The organism is Microbacterium sp. Leaf159, assembly GCF_001423615.1.
Classification (GTDB): domain Bacteria; phylum Actinomycetota; class Actinomycetes; order Actinomycetales; family Microbacteriaceae; genus Microbacterium.
This window is the reverse complement of the sequence record NZ_LMOU01000002.1, coordinates 188,171-210,953: the sequence shown is the minus strand read 5'-3', so window position 1 is coordinate 210,953 and position 22,783 is coordinate 188,171. Positions and strand designations below refer to the sequence as shown.

Below are 22,783 nucleotides of genomic sequence, written 5' to 3'. Positions count from 1 at the left end.
CGATGAGCGCTCGTCGTCTACCCTGAACTCATGCCGTTCCTGTTCTCGATCCTCGTCATCGCGCTGATGGTCGGCGCGCTCGTGGACATCATCAAGCGCGACGACGCGCAGGTGAGGTTCCTGCCGAAGATGGTGTGGATCATCATCGTCATCCTGCTGCCGCTGATCGGCAGCCTGCTGTGGTTCGCGATCGGCCGGGAGTACTCCGAGGCGGGCCTGCGCATCCCGCGCATGCGTCCTGCCGCCCGACCCGCGAGGCGTCAGCCTGACCCGCGGCCCGCTGCGGCGCCGGTCGACACTCGGAGCACCGAGCAGCAGATCGCCGACCTCGACCGCGAGATCGAGGAATGGCGTCTGCGGCAGGAGATCGAGAAGCGCCGTCGCGAGGGCGGAGAGTCGCCCGCGGGGTCGGAGCCTGCTGCGGGCTAGGCGGCCGCCGCGACGTCGAAGGACTCCCGGATGGCATCCTCGAGCTTCGGGTAGGCGAACTCGAAGCCGGCGAGTGTGAGCTTCTCGGGGATCACCCACCGGCTCTTCAGAATCAGCTCGGTCTCGGTGCGGATGCCGATGGCGCCGAGTTCGAGCATCCAGCGGGGCATCGGCGGTCCGAAGCCGACGCCGAGCACTCGGCGCACGGTGGCCATGAACTCCGCGTTGTCGGACGGGTTCGGAGAGGCGGCATTGACCGGCCCCTCGAGGGACGGGGTCGCCTCGAGGAAGTCGATGATTCGAGCCACGTCCTCGACGTGCACCCAGCTGAACCGCTGCGCTCCCCGCCGTGCTCCGGGGAGGTGCCCCGTGCCGGCGGCCCGACGCGCACGACTCACAGGCCACGGGCCGTCGTGCTGGGCGCCGCCGAGGCCGAGGCGGGCCAGGTTCTTCAGGGGGCCGAGCACGCCTCCGTGTCCGAGCACGATGGCGCTGCGCAGTGCGACCCGTCGGGTTCGAGGCAGGTCGTCGGCGAACAGCGCGCGTTCCCAGGCCTTCGCCACCTCGACGGAGAAACCGGTGCCGAGGTCGCCCGACGACTCGGTCATCGGACGGTCCTCTGCATGGCGGTAGATCGTCGCGGTCGACGAGTTCACCCACAGGGGCGGCGGGGTGTGCGCCTTCGCGATCGCGGAGCTCAGCGACGACGTGGTGTCGAGTCGCGAGCGGAAGATGGCCGCGCGATTGTCGGGCGTGTACCGGCAGTTCACGCTCTTGCCGGCGAGGCCGATCACGAGTGAAGAGCCGTCCACGGCGCGGTCGATCGCATGCTGGTCGCCCCACGCGATGTCAGCGCCCGATCGCGAGATCGTGATCACCTCGCGCCCTGCCGCGCGTAGGCGAGGGATGAGGTACTGGCCCATGAACCCGGTGGATCCGCCGATCACGACGGGGCCGTCGGGGGAGGGGGTGGCATCCGTCACGGGGTCTCGCTCTCGATCGCGTACTCGAAGAATCCGGTGTACTCGTACACGCGACCGAGCAGGGGAGCATCGATCGTCATGTTCACGTGGTGCCGCTCGCGGCCTTCGTCCCAGCGCTCGACGAGCCCGATGCGAGGACGCAGGAACCCCGGGGCGGCGATGCGCAGACGTCCGAACCGCATCCCGACCCGACGGATGGCGAGCACGACCGCTCCGTCGCGGACGTCGATGTCGAAGGTCGTCACGACCGTGCGGTGGGGGCCTATCTCGTTGCGCAGGATCCGGTTCGCACCGAGGGAGACGATGTCGGGCATCACCCACGTGCGTCCGGGGAGCTCGAAGTGCCGGACGGCCACGGCCGTCCCGTCGATCGTGCGGTTCTCGATGCGGAACGGGACGTCCTGCTCCCACCCGGCGAACGCCACGCCGAGCGCCTCCGCGATGCGGAACACGGGCCACAGCCATCGATGCCGCGAACCCGCAGTCGTGAACACGCCGGTGCCGACCCCGACGTGGCCGTCGGGGATGGTGCGGAAGTACCAGGCCGTCTTCGGATGGAGTTCGGAGATGCGCTCGCCGAGAGCCCGCTCGTAGGGCGACCCCTGTGCGGTGTCCGCTGCTGTCACCCCTTCACCCTACCGAGCGGCGGGGCGCAGCAGCCGGTCGAGCAGCGCCAGCGCCTCCTGCTGGGGCGCCGAATCGTCGAGCAGCCACTGCGTCTGCAGGCCGTCGGACGCCGCGACGATGAGTGCGGCGACGGCATCGGCATCCATGTCGTCACGCATGAGCCCGCCCTCCTGCTGACGGCGGATGACGTCGGCCATGTCCGTGCGCAGACGGGCGAAGCGGGTCGTGGCGAATTCTCGCGCGGCGGGGTGCCCCTCTTCGAGTGCGGCGGCGACCAGCGTCGAGTAGAGCTGCACGAGGCCCGGGATCTCGCGGTTGGTACGAGCGGACTCGAGCATGCGCGAGGTGGGGGTGGCGTCATCGGGGAGCGTGTCCGGCTGCTGTCGCTCGGGGGCCGTGCTCTCTTGGTAGACCGCCACCAGCAGCTCCTCGAGGGAGCCGAAGTAGTGGGTGAGGGCGGAGTGCGTGACGCCGACGGCGCTCGCGATCGCGCGCAGGCTCGTGCGGTCGGCACCGCGTGCGGCGAAGACCTCGATCGCCCGGTCCAGGATCTCCTGACGGCGCGCGATCCCCTTCGCGTACGCGCCGCGCGGACGGGGGCGGTCCTCGTCGGCGGCGGCGTCGGCTGCGGCGGGGAGGTCGTCGGTCATGGGACGAGTGTAGCGAAATGAAAACTTCCGCGCGGAGGTATTTGGTGATAACGTGCTCGGACAGACGGGCCGTCGAGCCCGCGCGTCGCCGAAGACTGAAGGAGAGACCAGTGACGATCCAGACTTCCATCCAGCTGTTCACGATCAAGGACCAGCTGGAGGCCGACCTCGAAGGCTCCCTGAAAGAGGTCGCCGCCCGCGGATTCACCGCCGTCGAGCCCTATGACTTCGTGCGCCGGGCGAAGCCGATGGCCGATGCGCTCACGGCAGCCGGTCTCACCGCGCCCTCGGGCCACGCATTTCTCGCCTCGCAGTCGTTCGTGAACCCCGACGGCAGTGGCACCACACTTCCGGTCCCGTCTCCGGCCGAGGTGTTCGCCGCGGCGAAGGTGCTCGGCATGGGCACGGTCATCGATCCGTACACCGAGCCCGCCCGCTGGGAGTCGATCGAGCAGATCGAAGAGACGGCCCGCCTGCTCAACGAGGCTGCCGCCGTCGGCGCCAGCGTCGGCGTGCGCGTCGGCTACCACAACCACGCGCACGAGCTCGAGGCCGTGTTCGACGGCGTGACCGGACTCGAAGTGCTCGCCGGCCTGCTCGACGAGCGCGTCGTGCTCGAGGTCGACCTGTACTGGGTCGCCCGCGGAGGCGTCGACCCTGTCGCACTGCTGCAGCGTCTCGGCGACCGCGTGATCGCGGTGCACGCCAAGGACGGAACACTCGACCCGGCTCTTCTCGCCGCCTACCCGCCGGCCGACCAGGTGCCTGCGGGGGAGGGCACTGTCCCGCTCGTCGAGGCCATCGCCGCGGCTCCGGCCCTCGAGCTCGCGATCGTCGAGTTCGACCACTTCGAGGGCGACCTGTGGGCCGCCGTCGAGCGCAGCCGCGTCTACCTCGACGAGAAGGTGGCCGGCTGATGTCCATCGGCAACGGACCCGTCGGCGTCGGCATCATCGGCGCGGGCAACATCAGCGACCAGTACCTGTCGAACCTCACGACGTTCCCCGATGTGCGGGTGCTCGCCATCGGCGACCTGCTCGTGGATCGTGCGAAGGCGCAGGCCGAGAAGTACGGCGTCCCGCGTGCGGGTGGCGTCGATGCGGTGCTGAACGACCCCGAGATCGACATCGTCGTGAACCTGACGATCCCGGCCGTCCACGTCGAGGTGTCCGAGGCGATCATCGCCGCGGGCAAGAACGTCTGGACTGAGAAGCCGATCGGTGTGAGCCGTGACGAGTCGCTGCGTCTGCTGCAGACGGCGGATGCCGCGGGGCTCCGCGTCGGCGTCGCGCCCGACACGGTCCTCGGACCCGGCGTGCAGACCGCGAAGCGTGCGATCGCGCGCGGCGACATCGGTCGGCCGCTCTTCGCCCAGACCACCTTCCAGTGGCAGGGGCCGGAGATCTTCCACCCGAACCCCGCGTTCCTCTACGCCAAGGGCGCAGGGCCGCTGCTCGATATGGGGCCGTACTACGTGTCGGCGCTCGTGCACGTGTTCGGTCCCGTCGCGGCCGTCGCCGCCCTCGGGCTGCAGGGCACGCCGACGCGTACGGTGCAGGTCGGCGAGCTCGCAGGTCAGGAGTTCCCCGTCGAGATCCCGTCGACGCTGAGCGTGCTCATGGACTTCGAGCAGGGCGGACAGGCGCAGAGCCTGTACAGCACCGATTCGCCCCTGCTGCGCCAGGGCATCGTCGAGATCACCGGCACCGAGGGCACGATCGTGATCCCCGACCCGAACACGTTCGGCGGGCCCATCACGATCACGCGTCCGCTGTCGCGGGTCTTCGTGCCGCCGGAGCCGACCGTGCAGGACGTCGTCGACGTCGAGCAGGAGGGTGTGCTCTCGGGTCGCGGCGTCGGACTGCTCGACATGGCGCGTTCGATCGCTGCGGGCCGCCCGCACGTCGCCACCGGGGAGTTCGGGTACCACGTGCTCGACACCCTGCTGTCGATCGAGGAGGCGGCGGAGTCCCGCAGCTTCGTGAAGGTCGAGAGCACTCTCGACGAGGTCGGTGCGATCGACGCCGGCTTCGACCCGTTCGAGTCGACTCTCTGAGATACGTCGGTGGCGGTGAGGAGCGCGGTCAGCGCGTCCTCGCCGCCACATGACGGTCGACATTCGCGGGCGAGAGAACCTCGCGGGCGACCATGATCGCTGCACCGAGAACGGCTGCGCGATCACCGGCCTGCGACTGCACGATCGCGAGATGCTGCGTGGCGAGGGGGATCGAGCGTCGGTAGACGACCTCTCGCACCCCGGCGAGAAGGTGCTCACCGGCCCGGGCGATGCTGCCGCCCAGCACGATGATCGACGGGTTGAGCAGGTTGACGACCGTGGCGAGGACCTCGCCCACATCGCGACCCGCCTGTCGCGTCGCCTCGATGGCCGCGGCATTGCCGGCGCGGACGAGGTCGACGACGTCGGCAGGACTGCTCGCCTCGTGCCCACCCGTACGCAGAGCCGTCGCCAGCGCGGCGCCGCTGGCGAGGGCCTCGAGGTCACGCTCGTCGCCGGGTTCCCTGGCCGAGCCGGATCCGCTCGGAACCTGTACGTGCCCCATGTCTCCCGCCGAGCCCTGGGCGCCGCGCTGCAACTGGCCGCCCGCGATGATCCCCGCGCCGATGCCGGTCGACACCTTGACGAAGATCAGGTCGTCGACGTGCGGCCAGGTCGTGGCGTGCTCGCCGAGCGCGAGGATGTTGACGTCGTTGTCGACGAGGACCGGTACGTCGAAGGTGCGCTGTACGTAGCCGGGGACGTCGAAGCGGTCCCACCCGGGCATGATCGGCGGATTGGTCGGCCGCCCCGTCGAGTGCTCGACCGGGCCCGGAACCCCGATCCCGATGCCGAGCAGCGAGATCCCGGCGGAAGCGGGGGTGTCGAGAAGGGCCGCGCCGTCGGCGAGGATCACATCGAGGAGGCTCTCGGGTCCGTCGCCGATGTCGATCGTGCGTGTGCGCGAATCGAGGATCACCCCGGCGAGATCGGCGACCGCGATCGTCGCGTGCGTGGCGCCGAGGTCGACGGCCAGCACCACGCCGGCGCGGGAGTTGAAGGCCAGGCGGGCGGGCGGGCGTCCGCCGGTCGAGACCGCCTCTCCTGCCGGACGCAGCAGGCCGGCGGCCAGCAGTGCGTCCACTCGCAGCGCCACCGTCGAGCGTGCGAGGCCGGTGAGGGCTGCGAGCTCGGCCTTGGTGCGGGCGGTGCCGTCGCGGAGGATCTGGAAGATCTCTCCGGCCCCGGGATTCGCCGCCGCGGCGGGGCGAAGTGCGTCAACCATTGCGTCAGTAAACCACAGCACTTACGTGCGCCCTCGATTGACTTCCGATTCGTTACGAAGAACTTTTGACAGAGGTCTAGCAAAAGTCCTCGACGCTGTGTCAGACTCACCGGCATGACAACGGATGTCACAGACACCGGTCTCGGAACGATCCGAGCCGGCATCCTCGGCGGAGGATTCATGGCACGCGTGCATCGCACCGCGGCTCGCGACGCGGGAGGCGAGCTCCGCGCCGTCGCCACACGCTCCGCATCGGGAAGCAGACAGGCGGCCGACGAGCTCGGAGCCGGTCGCGCCGAGACCGATGTGGCCGCGCTTCTGGATGCCGATGACATCGATGTCGTGCACATCTGCACCCCCAACGCCACCCACGCCGACCTCGCCCTCCGTGCGCTCGACGCCGGCAAGCACGTCATCTGCGAGAAGCCGCTGGCGACGAGCGCCGACGACGCGAAGCGGCTCGTCGACCTCGCGGCGGAGCGCGGTCGGGTCGCCGCCGTGCCGTTCGTCTACCGGTATCACCCGATGGTGCGCGAGGCGCGGGCCCGCGTCGCCCGGGGCGACATCGGAGAACTCCTCACGCTGGACTGCTCGTACCTGCAGGACTGGATGCTGCTCCCGACCGACGACGACTGGCGGGTGCGCTCGGCGACGGGCGGTGCCTCCAGGGCGTTCGCCGACATCGGTTCGCACCTGTGCGACCTGATCGAGTTCGTGATCGGCGAGCGCATCCGCTCACTGAGCGCCCGGACCCGCCGCGTGTTCGACGAGCGCGCAGGGCGGACGGTCGACACCGAGGACATCGTCGCGATCCTCGTCGAGACGGAATCGGGTGCGCTCGGCACGCTGCTGATCTCGCAGATGGCCGCAGGGCGCAAGAACGCGTTGACGCTCGAGCTGCACGGATCGCTGCAGAGCCTGCGTTTCGAGCAGGAGCGCCCGGAAGAACTGTGGATCGGCATGCGACAGGAATCGCGCGTGCTGCTGCGCGATCCCGCCACGGCGGCGCCCGATTCGGCCCGTCTGCAACGGGTCCCCTCCGGGCACGCGATGGGCTATCAGGACGCGTTCAACGGATTCATCGCCGACGTGTACGCGGCGATCGGCGGCGTGCACCCGACGGGTCTGCCGACGTTCGAAGACGGATATCGGTCCGCCGTGCTGACCGAGGCCGTCCTCGCCTCCGCAGCCACGGACGGTCGCTGGACGGAGGTGGCGGCATGACCGCAGCAGTCGACACACAGGCGGTGCTCGAGGTCTCGGGCATCCGCAAGTCGTTCTTCGGAGTGGAGGTGCTGAAGGGCATCGACTTCGATGTGCGTCCCGGTGAGGTGCATGGTCTGGTCGGTGAGAACGGAGCGGGGAAGTCCACGCTCATGAAGATCATCGCGGGAGTGCAGCCCGCTGACGAGGGCGCCGTGCGGTATCGCGGCGACGAGGTGCATCACACGCACCCTCGGCAGGCGATGGACGACGGGATCGTGACCGTCTTCCAGGAGTTCACGCTGCTTCCCGAGCGCACGGTCGCGCAGAACGTGTACCTCGGACGCGAGCCCCGCCGTGGCGGTTTCGTCGACCGCAGGGCCATGGTCACCCGGACGGCGGAGCTCCTCGCGGACCTCGGCGTCTCCTTCATCGATCCGCAGGCGCGCGTCGGCTCGCTGACGGTCGCCGAGCAGCAGATCGTCGAGATCGTGAAGGCGCTGTCGTTCGATGCGCAGGTCATCTCGATGGACGAGCCGACAGCGGCGCTCAGCGACCGCGAGGTCGAGCTGCTGTACGCGATCATCCGTCGGCTCACCTCTCGCGGTGTCGCGGTGATCTACGTCTCGCACCGGTTGAAGGAGATCTTCGACCTGTGCGACCGCATCACGATCCTCAAGGACGGTGCACTCGTGTCGACCGATGCGACGGCGGACCTCACCACCGACGAGCTCGTGCGCCGCATGGTGGGGCGCTCGATCCAGTCGTACTTCCCGGATGCCGTCGACGGCACGGTCGTCGGCGAGCCGCGGCTCGAACTCGAGGGCTGCGGCAATGCCTTCGTCGACGAGGTCTCGCTCTCGCTCCGCGCGGGGGAGATCGTCGGGATCGCCGGTCTGCAGGGATCCGGACGCACCGAGCTCGTCGAGGGCATCTTCGGGATCGACCCGTTCGTCCGGGGGAGCATGCGCGTCGACGGCGCATCCACGCGCATCACGAGTGCGCGAGCAGCGGTGCGGGCAGGACTCGCACTCGTCTCGGAAGACCGCAAGGCACAGGGTCTGGCGCTGGGCCAGTCGGTGCTCGACAACTCGCTGCTCGTCATCCGGAGCGTGTTCTCCGCCCGCACCTCGTCATCCCGCCGAGAGGTGCCGGGAGTGCTCAGCTCGCTCGAGATCAGCTCGCGCGGGCTCGACCAGGAGGTGCGCTTCCTCTCGGGCGGCAACCAGCAGAAGGTCGTGCTCGCGAAGTGGCTGCTCACTCAGCCGCAGATCGTGCTCTTCGACGAACCGACCCGCGGCATCGACGTCGGCGCGAAGTACGCCGTCTACCAGCTCATGCGAGATCTCGCGGCGCAGGGCAAGGCGGTGCTGATGGTCTCGAGCGAACTCCCCGAGGTGATCGGCATGAGCGACCGGATCCTGGTCATGCACGACGGCGAGCTCGTCGCAGAGCTGCCGGCGGGCTCCGCCGAGCACGAGATACTCGGGGCCGCGACCGGAGCGATCCACCCGCACGATGAGGCCACAGACGGAGGTGCACGATGAAGCGGATACGGATCGACTCGACGGTCATCGTCCTCGGCATCCTCATCCTCGCCCTGATCATCGGCGCGATCCTCGTCGCGACCGTCGGGCGCAACTTCTTCAGCGCGGGCAACGTCCGCGACATCCTCACCGGGATGAGCGTGCTCGGACTCGTCGCGATCGGTCAGACGCTCGTGGTGCTCGGCGCCTCGCTCGATCTCTCGGTCACGTACGTGATCAGCCTCTCGAGCCTGTTGGCCGCCACGATCATGAACGGGAGCCCTGGCAACATCCCCGCCGCTGTCGCGGTCACCCTGCTCGTCTGCGCCGGGATCGGCCTCGTCAACGGACTGATCGTCACGGTGTTGAAGGTGAACGGCTTCATCGCCACCCTCGGCGTCGGGCTGATCCTGCAGGGCATCCTCAACACCAACTTCGAGGGCTCGTCAGGCAACGTGCCGTGGGAGTTCCAGTTGATCGGCGCCACGGGCGTCGGTCCGATCCCCGTCTCGACCATCATCATGATCGCGCTCGCCGCTGTCGTGTGGTTCCTGCTGAACCGCACCCGCACCGGCGCCCACCTGTACGCGGTGGGCGGGGATCCCGAGATCGCCCGACTGTCGGGGGTGCGCACCCGCCCGCCGCTGATCGCGGCTCATGTGCTGTGCTCCGTCTTCGCGGGACTCGCAGGATTGCTGCTCGCCAGCAGGCTCGGTGTCGGCAGCCCGACCGTCGGCCAGCAGGGCGGCTACGCGCTCCTGTCGATCGCGGCCGTCGTGCTCGGCGGCACACTGCTGCTGGGCGGCAGAGGGTCGATCTGGGGTGCGATCGGCGGCGTCGCGATCCTCGCGGTGGTCGACAGCGTGATGAGCGTCATGCAGGTGAACCCGTTCCTGAAGGACGTGGTGCGCGGCGTCGTGATCGTCGCAGCCGTGGCGGTCTACAGCCGGCGAGCGATCGTCCGTCGCCGCCCGCGCTTCGGCCCAGGGGGCACGCGGACCGGGGGAGATGATGCCGCCAAGGCGGCCGAGCCCGAGATGGCGGCCGCCGCCTCAGAACTCGCCGATACGAGCTCCGCTGCGGAAGGAGGACGCTCATGAACGCGCTGCGCACACTCGTGAGCCCCCGGGGCGCGGTGTTCCTGCTGCTCGTGATCCTGCTCGTCGCCGTGACGATCCTCAACCCGAGCTTCGCGGAGCCCGGGCAGTTCATGCGGTTCATCCAGCGGGTGGCTCCGATCGCGATCGTCGCGATCGGTCAGTACTTCGTCATCATCGCCGGAGAGTTCGACCTCTCGCAGGGATCGCTGATCACCGCGCAGGTGATCATCGCGGGCAACCTCGTCGGGCAGGACGACTCGCGCACCATCCCCGTGCTGCTGCTCATGGTCGTCTTCGGTGCGATCGTCGGACTCGTCAACGGCGTGATCACGACGGTGCTCAAGGTGCCGTCCTTCATCGTCACGCTCGGCATGATGCTCGCCCTCCTCGGCGGCGTCATGTGGTGGACGGGGGGAGCTGCCACCGGCAACCCCGCCGACAGCTTCCGCGAGATCGGCCGCGGCGGCATCCGCGACGTGCCCCTGCTCGAGTTCATCCCCTGGGCGGTGTTCATCCTGATCGGCTGGCTCGCCCTCGGCATCTGGATCACGAAGCGGCCGCTCGGCAAGCTGCTCATCGCGGTCGGTGACAACGCCACGGCGGTCGACTTCGCCGGCGCCCGCAGCGCCTGGGTCACGACCCGCGCGTTCATGATCTCGTCGCTGTCCGCCACGCTCTCGGCGGTGCTGCTGGTCGGCTATGCCGGGGTGCACCCGTCGGTCGGTCGCGGCTACGAGTTCGTCGCCATCACGGCCGTCGTCCTCGGAGGCGTCGTGCTCGGCGGTGGCCGGGGCTGGATCGTCGCCGCCGCTGCGGGAGCCTTCGCGCTCGAAGCCCTGTTCATGCTGCTGAACATCGCCGGGGTCCCCTCGACGCTGCGCGACGCCGTGCAGGGAGTCATCATCATCGCCGCCGTCGCCTACTCCGCCGTCGCGTTCCGCGCCCGGCGCAGGCGAGGGCCGCAGACCTCTCCCGACCTCAGCGCCTCGGAGACCGCAGGACCCGCAGAACCCGTATCCACCGCAACAACCCGCACCATCCACACAGAAACCAGAGGAGATTAGCAATGCGACGATCAATGAGGATCGCCACCGCAGGGGTGGCTCTCTTCGGCCTCATCGCGCTCGCCGGGTGTACGACAGACCCGTCCGTGGCGCCGGCCGAATCCGACAGTCCCGACGAATCCGCCGAGACCACCGAGTGGTTCGACCAGGAGCTCTTCGACAAGCAGATGGAAGAACGTGGCGTCGAGCCGCAGGGCCCGGCAGACGAGCCGTACCTCCAGCACATCAACGCCGAGATGGTCGACACGTCCGCGTTCACGAGCGAGGGAGCCAAGAAGGCCTGCTTCGCGAACGCGTCGATCTCGAACCCGTGGCGCCAGACCGGCTGGATCACGATGAACGAGCAGCTCAAGTCGCTGCAGGAGGCCGGAGCGATCAGCGAGATGGAGACGCGTGACGCGCAGGACTCCGATGACACGCAGATCGCCGACATCGACTACTTCATCGCCGAGGGCGGCTGCGACGTCTTCCTCATCTCGCCGAACAGCACGGCGGCGATGACTCCGGCGGTCGAGCGCGCGTGCGAGACCGGCAAGCCGGTCATCGTGTTCGACCGCGGCGTGAACACCGACTGCCCCGTCACGTTCATCCACCCCATCGGCGGATTCGCGTGGGGCATCGACACCGCCGAGTTCCTCATCGACAACCTCGAAGAGGGTGACAAGGTCGTGGCCCTGCGCATCCTTCCGGGTGTCGACGTGCTCGAGCACCGGTGGGCCGCCGCCGAGAAGCTCTTCGACGAGGCGGGCATCGAGGCCGTGGACTACTTCACGGGTGCCGACCCCGCCGAGATCAAGAGCATCATCAGCGACGAGCTCGCCAAGGGCGACGTGCAGGGCATCTGGATGGATGCCGGTGACGGCGCGGTCGCGGCGATCGAGGCATTCGAGGATGCCGGTGCCGACTACCCGGTCATGACCGGCGAGGACGAGATGAGCTTCCTGCGCAAGTGGAAGGAGACGGGTCTCACGGGTCTCGCGCCGGTGTACTCGAACTTCCAGTGGCGCACGCCGCTGCTCGCCGCGCAGATGGTCTTCGCAGGTGAAGAGGTGCCGAAGGAGTGGGTGCTGCCGCAGAAGCCGATCACCGAGGCGGAGCTCGACGACTACCTCGAGGCGAATGACGGAATGCCCGACGGGCACTACGCCAAGTTCGGCGGGGAGAACCTTCCCGGCTACCCGACGGTGTGGCAGGAACGTCAGATCCCGTAACCCGCAGTGACGCTCCCGCCCTTCCCTCCGCACGTCCGCGGATGGGAGGGTGGGAGCACACGCGTCATCCCCGAAGGAGCAGGATGCCTCGCACGATCGCCGTCAACACGTGGGTGTGGACCTCTCCACTCACCGATGCGACGCTCGAGCCCCTCGCGCGGAAGGCCGCCGGGATGGGCTACCAGGCGCTGGAGCTGCCGCTCGAGAACGTCGGCGACTGGAATCCTGGGCGCACCCGCGAGGTGCTGGACGGACTCGGCCTCGGAGCGATCGTCGTCGGGGCCATGGGCCCCGGCAGGTCTCTGCTCGCGAGAGCGGGAGACGTGGCCGGGACGCAGGACTACCTGCGATCGTGCATCGACGCGGCTGTCACGCTCGGGTCGGATGTCGTCGCCGGCCCCTTCTACGCACCGACCGGAGTGACCTGGCGGATGACGCCCGACGAGCGCACGGAGGTCGTGCGCGAGTTGCGCGAGAATCTCCACCCCGTGGCCGAGGAGGCCGCATCCAGGGGCATCGCGCTGGCGATCGAGCCGCTCAATCGGTACGAGACCAGCGTGCTGAACACGGTCGAGCAGAGCCTGGATGCGCTCGAACCGCTGCTCGGCGCCGGCGTCGGGCTCGCGCTCGACACCTACCACCTCAACATCGAGGAGAAGAGGCCCGCCGACGCCGTCCGGGCCGCGGGCTCGTCGATCGCTCACGTGCAGGTGTGCGGCAGCGATCGGGGAGCGGTCGGCGATGACCACACCGACTGGCCGGAGATGCTGAGGGCTCTCGACCATGCCGGCTACCGCGGACCGCTCGGCCTCGAGAGCTTCACCGGCGAGAACGCGACGATCGCGGTCGCCGCATCCGTCTGGCGTCCTCTCGCACCGAGTCAGGACGAGCTCGCCCGCCGCAGCATCCATGCGCTCAGGACGCTCGGCGCCTGACACCGTCACGCGATACGAAGGAGTGTCCATGACCACCCATCCCGTCACGCTGTTCACCGGGCAGTGGGCCGACCTGCCGTTCGAGGAGGTGGCTCGGCTCGCGGCCGACTGGGGGTACGACGGCCTCGAGGTGGCGGCCTCGGGCGATCACCTCGATCTGCGGCGGGCCGACGAGGACGACGCCTACGTCGCGTCACGACTCGAGATCCTCGATCGACACGGGCTGAAGATCTTCGCGATCTCGAACCACCTCGCCGGTCAAGCCGTCTGCGATGCGCCGATCGACTTCCGTCATCAGGCGATCCTGCGCGAGTACGTGTGGGGAGACGGCGATGCCGAGGGTGTGCGCACGCGTGCAGCGGACGACATGAAACGGGCGGCGCGGGTGGCGCGCAAGCTCGGCGTCGACACGGTCGTCGGGTTCACCGGTTCGTCGATCTGGCCGTATCTGGCGATGTTCCCGCCGGTGCCCGCATCGGTGATCGAGGGCGGATTCGAGGACTTCGCCGCGCGCTGGAACCCGATCCTCGACGTGTTCGACGGCGAGGGCGTGCGCTTCGCCCACGAGGTGCACCCTGGCGAGATCGCCTACGACTACTGGTCGTCGGTGCGCGCGCTCGAGGCGATCGAACACCGTGGGGCGTTCGGCTTCAACTGGGACCCGTCGCACATGATGTGGCAGAACATCGATCCGGTCGGGTTCATCGTCGACTTCGCCGACCGCATCTACCACGTGGACTGCAAGGACACCCGGATGCGCCCGCACAACGGTCGCGCCGGGGTGCTCGGCTCGCATCTGCCGTGGGGCGACCCGCGCCGCGGCTGGGACTTCGTCTCGACGGGTCACGGCGATGTGCCGTGGGAGGACGCGTTCCGCGCGCTCGAGGCGATCGGCTACGCCGGACCCATCTCGATCGAGTGGGAGGATGCCGGTATGGATCGGCTGCACGGCGCACCCGAAGCCCTCCACTACGTGCGGTCGCTGCTGTGGCCCGCGCCCACGGCATCCTTCGATGCCGCCTTCAGCAACCAGGAGACCGGAGCCACCCCATGACCATCCAGCACACCGTCGTCTTCCGCCTGGTCCACGAGGCCGGTTCGGCAGAGGAACGCGAGTTCCTGGCCACCGGCCGCGCGGTGCTCACCTCGATCCCCGGGGTCGAGGACTTCGCGATCCGCAGGCAGGTGAGTCCGAAGAGCGACCTGGAGCACCAGTTCTCGATGGTGTTCCAGGACGTCGGTGCCTACCGGGCGTACAACGAGCACCCCGCGCACTCCGCGTTCGTGTCGGAGCGGTGGGTGCCGGAAGTCGCGGCATTCCAGGAGTACGACTTCGAGGAGTGAGCGGTGCGAGCCGTGACCTCGGTCAGGAGGCCGAGTCGCGCAGCTTCACCAGGCGTTCGTGCCCGGTCTCCTCGAGCTCGGCGATGTTCTCACGCGACTTCAGGAAGTCCGAGAACGAACGGTAGCCGAGGGCCTTCTCGCTGAACGACGGATCCATACGTCGCATGTGGGTCTTCACGGCCGAGCTGTGCAGCCACTCGTCGGCGTCGGTCTTGTCGTGGCCCAGTCGCAGGGCGCGCTGCAGCAGTTCGGTCGCCTCGCCCTGCTCGGTGCCGTCGCCCTGCTCGTCGACCTTCGACGGCGCCGCGGCAGCGGCCTTCGCCTTGGCGGTCTTGGCCGGCTGCCTGGACTTGGCCTTCACGGCGGGCTCGGGCTCGGCGACCGGCTCGGGGACCTCCACGGCCGCGGGGGCGGGGGCTGTGGCCTTGGTCGGTCGCACGACGCCCGGAAGCGAGTCGTAGGCCTCGAACTCGTCGCACGCGGCGGCCAGCGACTTGGCGGTGGAACCGGCGACGCCGACGCCGATGACGTAGCGACCCAGACGCTTGCAGCGCTGCGCGAGCGGCACGTAGTCGCTGTCTCCGGCGACGATCACGACGTGCGTGAGGTCGGGCAGACGGAACATGTCCTCGACGGCATCGACGGCCAGACGGATGTCTGCGCCGTTCTTCGCATAGGCCGCAGCGGGGAACAGCTGCACGAGGTCGACCGCACGCGCGACGAGCTGCGAGCGGTACACCGCGTTCACCGGTGACGACCAGTCGGCGTAGGCGCGGGTGAGCACGAGCGTGCCGAACGAGGCGGCATAGTCGATGATCGCGCCGACCTCGATCATCGCGCGGGAGAGCCGCTCGGTGACCTCGGGGTCGGACGGATTCTCGGTGATGCGCTGGCGGTCCTTGCCGTAGGCGTTGCGCCCGTGCACCCGGTCGTACCAGGAGATGACGATGTTGTCGAAGTCGAGATAGACGGCGACGCGCGCGTCGTGTGCCTCAGCCATTGTGTGCTCCTTCGCCCGGGTACCGCACACCGATCTGGGCGCGGATCTCGTCGAGGGTGCCCATGATGGCGACGCTCTCGGCGATCGGCAGGATGTCGCCCTCGAGCAGCCCCTCGCTCACGAGTCGCTCGGCGGCATGCGCCTGGTACTCCATGCCTCGGCCCGCGACGTCGGAGGAGTACTCCTCGGCGACGGTTCCGTCGGGAAGGACCACGCGGAACGTCGTCGGGGCGTACCAGACCTGATCGATGTCGATGCGCGCCTTCGTGCCGATGATGCTCGCGGCGTTCGGTCCGGCCGCCCGCGACGACGACAGAGTGGTCGAGATGGCGCCTCCCTCGTGAGTCATGATCGTCGCGACCTCGGCATCAGCGCCGGTCTCGATCAGGCGGGCGACCGACTGGATGCCGGTCGGGGCGCCGAGGATGTCCCATACGAACGAGATCGGGTAGATCCCCAGGTCGAGCAGCGCGCCGCCGCCGAGCTCGAGCGCGTTCAGCCGATGCGCGGGGTCGGTGGGCAGGAGCTGCGTGTGGTCGGCGCTCACGGCACGGATCTCGCCGAGCGTGCCGGCGGCGATGATCTCGCGGATGCGGACCATGTGCGGCAGATACCGCGTCCACATCGCCTCCATCGCGAGGAGTCCTCGCTCGGCGGCCAGACGCTGCAGGTCTTCCGCCTCGCCCCTGTTGAGGGTGAAGGCCTTCTCGACGAGCACGTGCTTGCCGGCCTCGAGCGCCAGGCGCGCACCCTCGTGGTGCATCGGGTGCGGCGTGGAGACGTAGATGATGTCGACGTCGGGGTCGGCGACGAGAGCGTCGTACGAGGGGTGCGCGTGCGCGATGTCGAAGCGGGCCGCGAAGGCGTCGGCCGAGTCCTGCGAGCGAGAGCCGACGGCGACGAGATCGAGCCCGGCGGTGCGCAGATCGGATGCGAACGCGCCGGCGATGCCGCCGGTCGCGAGGATTCCCCAACGAAGACCAGTCATGGTCTCAGCGTAGAGGGTGCGGCCGACAGCCGGGACGATCAGGCGAGAGCCGCGAGCGTGCGCTGCGGCACGAGAGGGAAGACCTGCTCGGCGATCCGCTCGAGCTCCTCATCGAGCGGCGACGCCTGGATCAGCAGCAGCGTGATCCCGGCATCCGCGTACTCCTGGATGCGCTCCGCGACCTGCTCGGCCGTGCCGACGAGGTTCGGGCGGAGACCCCTGGTGCCGACCGAGTACTCACGACGGGTGAGCTCGAGAGACAGTTTCGAGTTGCGCTGGAACTCCTCGAACGACGCGTAGCCGGGGGAGTCGGGGTCGACGGTCGTGATGCGGTCGAGCTCGCGCCGCGCCTCGGCCTCGGTGTCTCGGACGATCACGTACGCCGGCATGCCGAACTCGGCGATCGGGCGGCCGTGCAGCCGCTCGGAGCGCGCGTTCATGTCGGTCACGTTGGCGCGGACCTCGTCGAGGGTGCCGCCGTGCATGACGTAGGCATCGGCGAATCCGGCGATCGACTCGCGTCCCGCCTCGCTCTCGCCGCCGGCGAAGATCACGGGGTGACTCGACGGCTTCGGTTCGACGATCGTCCCGTCGAGGGCGTAGTGAGAGCCCTGGAACGAGTACGGCGTCTGCTCCCACAGGCCGTTCAGCACCGTCACGAACTCCTCGGCCTGCACGTAGCGTTCGTCATGGGTCGTGAACTGCCCGCCGAACTGTCGGGCCTCCTCGGCCCACCACGCGGCGACGACATTGAGGGAGACGCGACCAGGGGCGATCTGATCCAGCGTCCCTACGGTCTTCGCGAGCACGGCTGGGAGGTGGAAGCCGGGGCGCACGGCGGTCATGACACGCAGGCGCTCGGTGACGGCGAGGATGGCGGCCGACAGCGACCAGGCCTCGAGGCTCGGTGCGTCGGTGCCCTTGCGGTCGTTGAGGTACAGCTCCGGCACGAGCGTGGTGTGGAAGCCGAGCCGGTCGGCCTTCACCGACACCTCGCGGATGTACTCCCAGGTGGCTGCCATGCGGCCTTCGTCGGTGACGTTGCGGAGGAATCCGCCGTAGACGGGGGTCCAGTAGCCGAGATCGATTGCCATGATGGCCCCTTCTGTCAGACCAGCGCGAGCGCGTGGTCGAGGTCGGCGATGAGATCGGCCGGATCTTCGAGCCCCGCAGACAGCCGGATCGTCGTGAACGAGATGCCGGCGGCGGCCCGCTGCTCGGCGGTGAGGTGCGAATGGGTCATGGACGCCGGGTGGTTCACGAGGCTGCGCGCGTCGCCGATGTTCGCCACCAGACGGATGACCCGCAGGGAGTCGATCACACGCGCGACGCTGCCCTGGGTCTCGGCATCCAGGGGGACGGCGAGGTCGAACGAGAAGACCGAGGGGCCCCCTCGCGGCAGGTAGCGCTGGGCGAGCGGATGCCAGCGGTTGCCCTCGAGCCCGGGATGGTGCACGGTCGCGACCGCCGGATGCCGCTGCAGGTGCTCAGCGAGCGCGAGCGCCGTGGCGGTCTGCCGCGCCACCCGCAGATCGAGGGTCTCGACGCCCTGCAGGATCTGCCAGGCGTTGAACGGCGAGAGCGAGGGGCCGAGGTCGTGCACGTACTTCGACTTCACGAGCGCCGCGAACGCCTGACCGCTGCCGAAGCGCTCCCACAGGGTGAAGTCCCCGACGCGTGCGTAGGGCTCGGTGAAGTGCGGCCAGCGTGCGGGCTCGCGGCCGAAGTCGAAGGTGCCCTGGTCGACGACCACACCGCCGAGGGACGTGCCGTGACCGCTGAGGAACTTGGTCGCGGAGTGCACCACGAAGTCCGCCCCGTGCTCACCCGGTCGCACCAGATACGGGGTGCCGACCGTGTTGTCGATCACGAGGGGAACACCGGCCTCGTGCGCGATGTCTGCGACGGCGCGGATGTCGAGGACCTGGGCGATCGGGTTCGCGATGGACTCGGCGAACAGCACGCGCGTCTCGGGCCGGATCGCCGCGCGCCAGGAATCGGGGTCGTCCTGATCGACGAAGGTCACCGGGATGCCGAAGTCGTCGAAGGTCTCCTGCAGCAGATCGACCGTGCCGCCGTACAGCTGGGTGGCGGCGACGATGTGACCACCGCGGCCCACGAGCGCGAGCAGGGTCACGGCGACCGCCGCCTGCCCTGACGCCACGGCCACCGCCGACACCCCGCCCTCGAGTGCGGCGATGCGCTCTTCGAGGATCTGCTGGGTCGGACTCGCGTTGCGGCTGTACAGGTTGCCGGCGGTGCGCAGCGCGAACAGGTCTGCGGCGTCGGCGAGCGAGGCGAATTCGTATGCGGCCGTCTGATAGATCGGCGGGACGGCGCTGTTCTGCGGAGTACCCGGGATGTAGCCCGCCTGGATCTGACGCGTGGAGAACTCGGTCATGCGGTCGCCACCGCCGCCGTCTCGTGGGTGCGGACGATCGCCGCGTGCACGTCACCGCCGCGCAGACGTTCGAGCCACTGCACGAGCGCCGCCGCGACGCTGCGGTGCGACTGGTCGTTGAGCGCGTCGTGCAGTCCAGCGACGGTCTCGACGATCTCGAGGTCGGGAACGGCGCGCAGCGCGTCGATCACCTGGGGCAGCGGCGACACGGTGTCGGCTCCGCCGTGCACGGCGAGCACGGGGACTTCGATCGCCGCGAGGTCTGCGGGAGCCGGGAGCGGCTCGGCCGGAGTGACGTCGACCGAGGTGGCCTCGGTGGCCAGCACACCCAGGTGCAGCGGGCACGCCGTGCGCTCCTCGGCGGACGGCAGATCGAGCTCGGCATCCACCAGGGTGCCGGCGACGACCGCCGCCTCGACGGAGACGCCCTGCGCGACGAGACGGAGCACGGCGGATGCTCCGGCATCGGACCCGACGAGCACTCGCGGGGTGTCGGTGGCCTCGGAGAGCCAGGCGCTCGCGGCATCGGCATCCTCTTCGAAGACGGCGACGAGGTAGCCGTCCGAGCTCAGACGGCGGCCGAAGCGCTCGTACACGCCTGCGCGCTCGCCGCGTCCGGTGACGAGGGCGATCGTGCCGCGGACGCGGGCGGGAGGCGTCCAGAATGCGGGGGAGGAGGTCGTGGTCATGACCCCATCCTCCGATCGGCCACCGACACGCACCGAGGATGTGTCGCCGTGTTGCGCTCCGTTTCGCTGCGCTTCTCCGGCGGTTGGCGGTCGGATCCGGGCGCTCATACTTTCGGGGCATGACCGAACCCCTCATCATCGGCGCCATGGTGCGCACGCTCGGCGCCTACCCGTCCGGTTGGCGCCAGCCGGGCGCGCACCGCGACCCCTCTGCGGATGCCGACATCCTCCGCCACATCGCGCGCGAGGGCGAGGATGCGGGGCTCGACTACCTGTTCTTCGGCGACTGGCTGGCGACGGGACCGGATCTCGAGTACCGCGACCCGTATCTGCTGGCGCGCATCGACCCGGTGAGCGCGGTGCTGTTCCTCGCGGGGGTCACCTCGCGGATCGGACTGATCGCCACCGTGAACACGACCTACGCCGACCCGTATGCGACCGCGCGCTCGCTCGCCTCGCTCGACGTGCTCACCCGGGGCCGCGCCGGCGTGAACCTCGTCACGGGCGCGGAGCCGCGTGCGGCGGGCAACCACGGCCGCGACGCACACGCCGACAACGAGACCCGGTACGACCGCGCCGAGGAGTTCGTCACGGCGCTGCGTCGCCTGTGGGACTCGTGGAGCGACGACGCCTGGATCGCGGATGCCGAGCGCGGCGTGCTGATCGACCCCGACGGCCTCCGCGGCGCCGACCTGCAGGGCGCGCACGTGCGGGTCTCCGGTCCGTTGAATGTGGCGCGCCCGCCTCAGGGCCAGATCCCCATCGTGCATGCGGGCACTTCGCCGCGCTCTCGTGCGCTCGCGGCCACCGAGGCCGACCTGGCGCTGATCGCCGCCCCGAACATCGCGGATGCGATCGCCACCCGTCGCGATCTGCGCGAGATCGCGGCAGCCGCCGGGCGCTCGCCCGACACACTGAAGGTGATCGCCCCCGTGCTGCCGGTCGTCGCCGACTCCGACGCCGAGGCCCGCCGCATCGTCGAGCGCCTGCTCGCTCTCGTGCCTCTCGCAGAGGGGCATCAGTCCGCGCGCACCGCGTTCCCGCCGAACCGGTCCGTCGCGGCGCTCGCCGACGCACTCGGGGTGGCGGCGGACGATCCGCTGCGCGCGGCCGACTTCGATCAGGCCGTGTCCGCGGACGACGCGTCCCGGCTGGGCGACGACGGTGCAGCACTGCTCGACAGGCTCGGCCGAATCGTCGGCATGCGTGTCGAGGGGCGGGGAGCCGGCGGTGCGCTGACCTGGCGTCATCTGGTCGCGGCGCACGCAGTGCCCGCCGCATTCGTCGTGGGCGACGCCTCGACGATCGCCGACCACTTCGAGACCTGGCGTGACGAGGGGGCGGCCGACGGATTCAACGTGCTGTCGGCGTTCCAGCCGGCGCAGTTCGAGGCCTTCACCCGACTGGCCGCTCCCGAGCTGCGTCGCCGAGGACTCCTCGGCCGCGCCGATGACGGTGCCCGACCGACGCTCCGAGGCCGACTCGGGGTCGGTGTCCGCGACGGCGCCGCATCATCCCTCGCCGCACGCTGAACCGCCGCATCCGTTACGCCGCATTGCGCCGGGTGACCGGTCATGACGCCTCGTGACAGGTCAGGTCCGCGCATGACGACTCCATTCGCGACCGGGGTCGCAGAGTCCCTAGCGTGACGTTCACCCGCACACCACGAACCACAGCATCCCTTCTCAGGAGGACCGCATGACCCGCCGTCTCATCCGCGCAGCAGCCGTCGCGCTCCCGCTCGTCCTCGCAGCGGGCCTCGCCGCCTGCGCATCGTCGCCCGCGCCGTCCGACACCTCGGCCGCAACCGGCGACCCCATCACCGGGGGCACGCTGACGTACCTGGAGCACCAGACGTTCACGAACCTGTACCCGCCGCAGGCGGGCTTCTATCCGAACGGCGGCGTGGTCAACAACATCACCGCGCGCCTCACCTGGCAGAACCCCGACTCGCTCGAGATCGAGCCGTGGATCGCATCCGACTGGACCGTGAACGACGACGCCACCGAGTACACCTTCACCCTGAAGCCGGATGTCACGTTCTCCGACGGCACGCCGCTGGATGCCGCAGCGGTCGCGAAGAACTTCGACACCTACGGTCTCGGCGACGCCGAGCGCGGCCTGACCGTCTCGGAGGCGATCAACAACTACGCCTCCAGCGAGGTCGTCGACGACGACACAGTCACCTTCCGCTTCTCCGCCCCCGCCCCCGGCTTCCTGCAGGCGACGTCGACGATCAACTCCGGACTCCTCTCACCCGAGACCCTCGACGGCACGATCGAGGACTTCGGTGCGGGCAACGCCGAGGCGATCATCGGTGCGGGGCCCTTCACCGTCACCGACGAGAAGCTCGGCACCGAGTTCACCCTGACCGCCCGCGAGGACTACGCCTGGGCTCCGGAGAGCGCAGAGAACCAGGGCCGCCCGTACCTCGACGCCGTGCACGTGCTCGTGACACCCGAGGACTCCGTGCGCATCGGTTCGCTGCTCGCCGGTCAAGCCGACTATGTGCGCTATGTGCAGGCCTTCGACGAGGACCGCGTCGAGAGCTCCGGCTTCACGCTCTACGCCCCGCAGACCCGCGGAGTGAACAACTCCATCTCGCTGCGTCCCGAGAATCCGCTGCTCACCGACATCCGGGTCCGCCAGGCGCTGGTCGCCGCCGTGGATGCGCAGGAGGTCGTCGACACCCTGTTCACCGAGAACTACCCGGTCGCGACATCGGTGCTCTCGCAGGAGGCCCTCGGCTACAAGGACGAGTCGGAGCACTACGCCTACGACCCCGACAAGGCCGAGAAGCTGCTCGACGAGGCAGGCTGGGAGCCCGGTTCCGACGGCATCCGCGAGAAGGACGGCGAGCGCCTGTCGATCACCGTCTACGAGGCCGCCCCGCAGCCGCTCTCGAAGCAGACCCTGGAGCTCGTCGCCCAGCAGCTCGCCAAGGTGGGCGTCGAGCTCACGGTGAAGCCCGCCGATGCCGGCTCCTATGCGGCGGACACCCGCGACCCGCTCAAGACCGGTTTCTACCACTCGATGGTCGGACGCGCGGACTTCGATGTGATCAAGAGCCAGTACTACACGAAGAACCGTGACGCGCTGATCTCGAACGACCCCGAGCTCGACGCGCTGCTCGAGGCCGTGGCCTCCGAGCCCGACACCGACAAGCGGGTCGAGGCCTCGCAGGCCGTGCAGGACTACATCGCCGAGCAGGCGTACGTCATCCCGCTGTTCGAGGAGCCGCAGGTCTACGGCGCCGCCACCTACGTGCAGGGTGTGGACTTCGAGTCGGTCGGTCGCCCCACCTTCTCGGGCGTCTGGCTCGCCGAGCACTGAGCCTGACTGACACGGTGCA

General features: G+C 69.4%; 22 protein-coding genes. 13 read left to right on the top strand and 9 right to left on the bottom strand.

Annotated features, from left to right (window positions below; translation table 11 throughout):
• Window positions 1-30 precede the first annotated feature (30 nt).
• A complete protein-coding gene (locus tag ASF80_RS14595) occupies window positions 31-429 on the top strand; it encodes a PLDc N-terminal domain-containing protein (protein WP_056312483.1) in 399 nt (132 codons plus the stop codon).
• Here ASF80_RS14595 and ASF80_RS14590 read toward each other — a convergent pair.
• From ASF80_RS14590 to ASF80_RS14580, 3 genes are read right to left on the bottom strand one after another with little or no spacing between them, the layout of a single operon-like run.
• Window positions 426-1,412 carry an epimerase gene (locus ASF80_RS14590; RefSeq protein WP_056312481.1) on the bottom strand — a complete coding sequence of 329 codons (987 nt, stop codon included), beginning with the start codon at window positions 1,410-1,412 and terminating at the stop codon, window positions 426-428. The two genes, ASF80_RS14595 and ASF80_RS14590, sit on opposite strands and share 4 nt — an antisense overlap.
• Window positions 1,409-2,038 carry a DUF4166 domain-containing protein gene (locus ASF80_RS14585; RefSeq protein ID WP_056312479.1) on the bottom strand — a complete coding sequence of 210 codons (630 nt, stop codon included), beginning with the start codon at window positions 2,036-2,038 and terminating at the stop codon, window positions 1,409-1,411. Before ASF80_RS14585 ends, ASF80_RS14590 begins: the two co-directional genes overlap by 4 nt.
• Before the next feature lie 9 nt (window positions 2,039-2,047).
• Window positions 2,048-2,689, bottom strand: a complete 642-nt coding sequence (locus ASF80_RS14580) for a TetR/AcrR family transcriptional regulator (RefSeq protein ID WP_056312477.1) — start codon at window positions 2,687-2,689, stop codon at window positions 2,048-2,050.
• 110 nt (window positions 2,690-2,799) lie between these two features.
• Between ASF80_RS14580 and ASF80_RS14575 the strand changes: the two genes are divergently transcribed.
• Together ASF80_RS14575 and ASF80_RS14570 are read left to right on the top strand one after the other, a co-directional pair.
• The gene (locus ASF80_RS14575) at window positions 2,800-3,606 is read left to right on the top strand and encodes a sugar phosphate isomerase/epimerase family protein (protein WP_056312475.1); all 807 of its coding nucleotides are present in this window, start codon (window positions 2,800-2,802) and stop codon (window positions 3,604-3,606) included.
• Window positions 3,606-4,745 carry a Gfo/Idh/MocA family protein gene (locus ASF80_RS14570; RefSeq protein ID WP_056312473.1) on the top strand — a complete coding sequence of 380 codons (1,140 nt, stop codon included), beginning with the start codon at window positions 3,606-3,608 and terminating at the stop codon, window positions 4,743-4,745. Before ASF80_RS14575 ends, ASF80_RS14570 begins: the two co-directional genes overlap by 1 nt.
• A 28-nt stretch (window positions 4,746-4,773) precedes the next feature.
• On the opposite strand, the gene ASF80_RS14565 is transcribed toward ASF80_RS14570, so the two are convergent.
• Window positions 4,774-5,970, bottom strand: coding sequence for an ROK family transcriptional regulator (locus tag ASF80_RS14565; protein ID WP_056312471.1), 1,197 nt, complete (start codon window positions 5,968-5,970; stop codon window positions 4,774-4,776).
• Window positions 5,971-6,084: 114 nt separating this feature from the next.
• Here ASF80_RS14565 and ASF80_RS14560 point away from each other — a divergent pair, with 114 nt between their 5' ends.
• The 8 genes from ASF80_RS14560 (at window position 6,085) to ASF80_RS14525 (ending at window position 14,353) form a co-directional block, all read left to right on the top strand.
• Complete coding sequence (locus ASF80_RS14560) at window positions 6,085-7,194, top strand: Gfo/Idh/MocA family protein (RefSeq protein ID WP_056312468.1); 1,110 nt, start codon at window positions 6,085-6,087, stop codon at window positions 7,192-7,194.
• Window positions 7,191-8,720 carry a sugar ABC transporter ATP-binding protein gene (locus ASF80_RS14555; protein WP_056312466.1) on the top strand — a complete coding sequence of 510 codons (1,530 nt, stop codon included), beginning with the start codon at window positions 7,191-7,193 and terminating at the stop codon, window positions 8,718-8,720. The genes ASF80_RS14560 and ASF80_RS14555 overlap by 4 nt, the downstream gene beginning before the upstream one ends.
• The gene (locus tag ASF80_RS14550) at window positions 8,717-9,799 is read left to right on the top strand and encodes an ABC transporter permease (RefSeq protein ID WP_056312464.1); all 1,083 of its coding nucleotides are present in this window, start codon (window positions 8,717-8,719) and stop codon (window positions 9,797-9,799) included. The genes ASF80_RS14555 and ASF80_RS14550 overlap by 4 nt, the downstream gene beginning before the upstream one ends.
• A complete protein-coding gene (locus ASF80_RS14545; protein WP_056312462.1) occupies window positions 9,796-10,863 on the top strand; it encodes an ABC transporter permease in 1,068 nt (355 codons plus the stop codon). Before ASF80_RS14550 ends, ASF80_RS14545 begins: the two co-directional genes overlap by 4 nt.
• Before the next feature lie 2 nt (window positions 10,864-10,865).
• Window positions 10,866-12,074 (top strand): substrate-binding domain-containing protein, encoded by a 1,209-nt coding sequence (locus tag ASF80_RS14540; protein WP_056312460.1) that lies wholly within the window; start codon window positions 10,866-10,868, stop codon window positions 12,072-12,074.
• 83 nt (window positions 12,075-12,157) lie between these two features.
• Complete coding sequence (locus ASF80_RS14535; protein ID WP_056312458.1) at window positions 12,158-13,009, top strand: sugar phosphate isomerase/epimerase family protein; 852 nt, start codon at window positions 12,158-12,160, stop codon at window positions 13,007-13,009.
• A 28-nt stretch (window positions 13,010-13,037) separates the two neighbouring features.
• On the top strand, window positions 13,038-14,063 hold the full coding sequence (locus ASF80_RS14530; RefSeq protein WP_056312456.1) for a sugar phosphate isomerase/epimerase family protein: 1,026 nt from the start codon (window positions 13,038-13,040) through the stop codon (window positions 14,061-14,063).
• Window positions 14,060-14,353: a Dabb family protein gene (locus ASF80_RS14525; RefSeq protein WP_056312454.1), complete on the top strand. Its 294-nt coding sequence runs from the start codon at window positions 14,060-14,062 to the stop codon at window positions 14,351-14,353. The genes ASF80_RS14530 and ASF80_RS14525 overlap by 4 nt, the downstream gene beginning before the upstream one ends.
• Before the next feature lie 22 nt (window positions 14,354-14,375).
• On the opposite strand, the gene ASF80_RS14520 is transcribed toward ASF80_RS14525, so the two are convergent.
• The 5 genes from ASF80_RS14520 to ASF80_RS14500 are packed head-to-tail and all read right to left on the bottom strand — an operon-like array spanning window position 14,376 to window position 19,431.
• Window positions 14,376-15,353 carry an NYN domain-containing protein gene (locus ASF80_RS14520; protein ID WP_056312452.1) on the bottom strand — a complete coding sequence of 326 codons (978 nt, stop codon included), beginning with the start codon at window positions 15,351-15,353 and terminating at the stop codon, window positions 14,376-14,378.
• Entirely contained in the window at window positions 15,346-16,341 is a 996-nt protein-coding gene (locus ASF80_RS14515; protein ID WP_056312449.1) for a Gfo/Idh/MocA family protein, read from the bottom strand. Before ASF80_RS14515 ends, ASF80_RS14520 begins: the two co-directional genes overlap by 8 nt.
• A gap of 38 nt (window positions 16,342-16,379) precedes the next feature.
• Entirely contained in the window at window positions 16,380-17,435 is a 1,056-nt protein-coding gene (locus ASF80_RS14510; RefSeq protein WP_056312447.1) for an LLM class flavin-dependent oxidoreductase, read from the bottom strand.
• A 14-nt stretch (window positions 17,436-17,449) separates the two neighbouring features.
• Window positions 17,450-18,742: an O-acetylhomoserine aminocarboxypropyltransferase/cysteine synthase family protein gene (locus tag ASF80_RS14505; protein ID WP_056312444.1), complete on the bottom strand. Its 1,293-nt coding sequence runs from the start codon at window positions 18,740-18,742 to the stop codon at window positions 17,450-17,452.
• A complete protein-coding gene (locus ASF80_RS14500) occupies window positions 18,739-19,431 on the bottom strand; it encodes an alpha/beta hydrolase (protein ID WP_056312442.1) in 693 nt (230 codons plus the stop codon). Before ASF80_RS14500 ends, ASF80_RS14505 begins: the two co-directional genes overlap by 4 nt.
• A gap of 119 nt (window positions 19,432-19,550) precedes the next feature.
• Here ASF80_RS14500 and ASF80_RS14495 point away from each other — a divergent pair, with 119 nt between their 5' ends.
• Window positions 19,551-20,963 carry an NtaA/DmoA family FMN-dependent monooxygenase gene (locus ASF80_RS14495; protein ID WP_056312440.1) on the top strand — a complete coding sequence of 471 codons (1,413 nt, stop codon included), beginning with the start codon at window positions 19,551-19,553 and terminating at the stop codon, window positions 20,961-20,963.
• A 166-nt stretch (window positions 20,964-21,129) separates the two neighbouring features.
• A complete protein-coding gene (locus tag ASF80_RS14490) occupies window positions 21,130-22,764 on the top strand; it encodes a TIGR04028 family ABC transporter substrate-binding protein (RefSeq protein ID WP_056312438.1) in 1,635 nt (544 codons plus the stop codon).
• The last annotated feature ends 19 nt before the right edge of the window (window positions 22,765-22,783 follow it).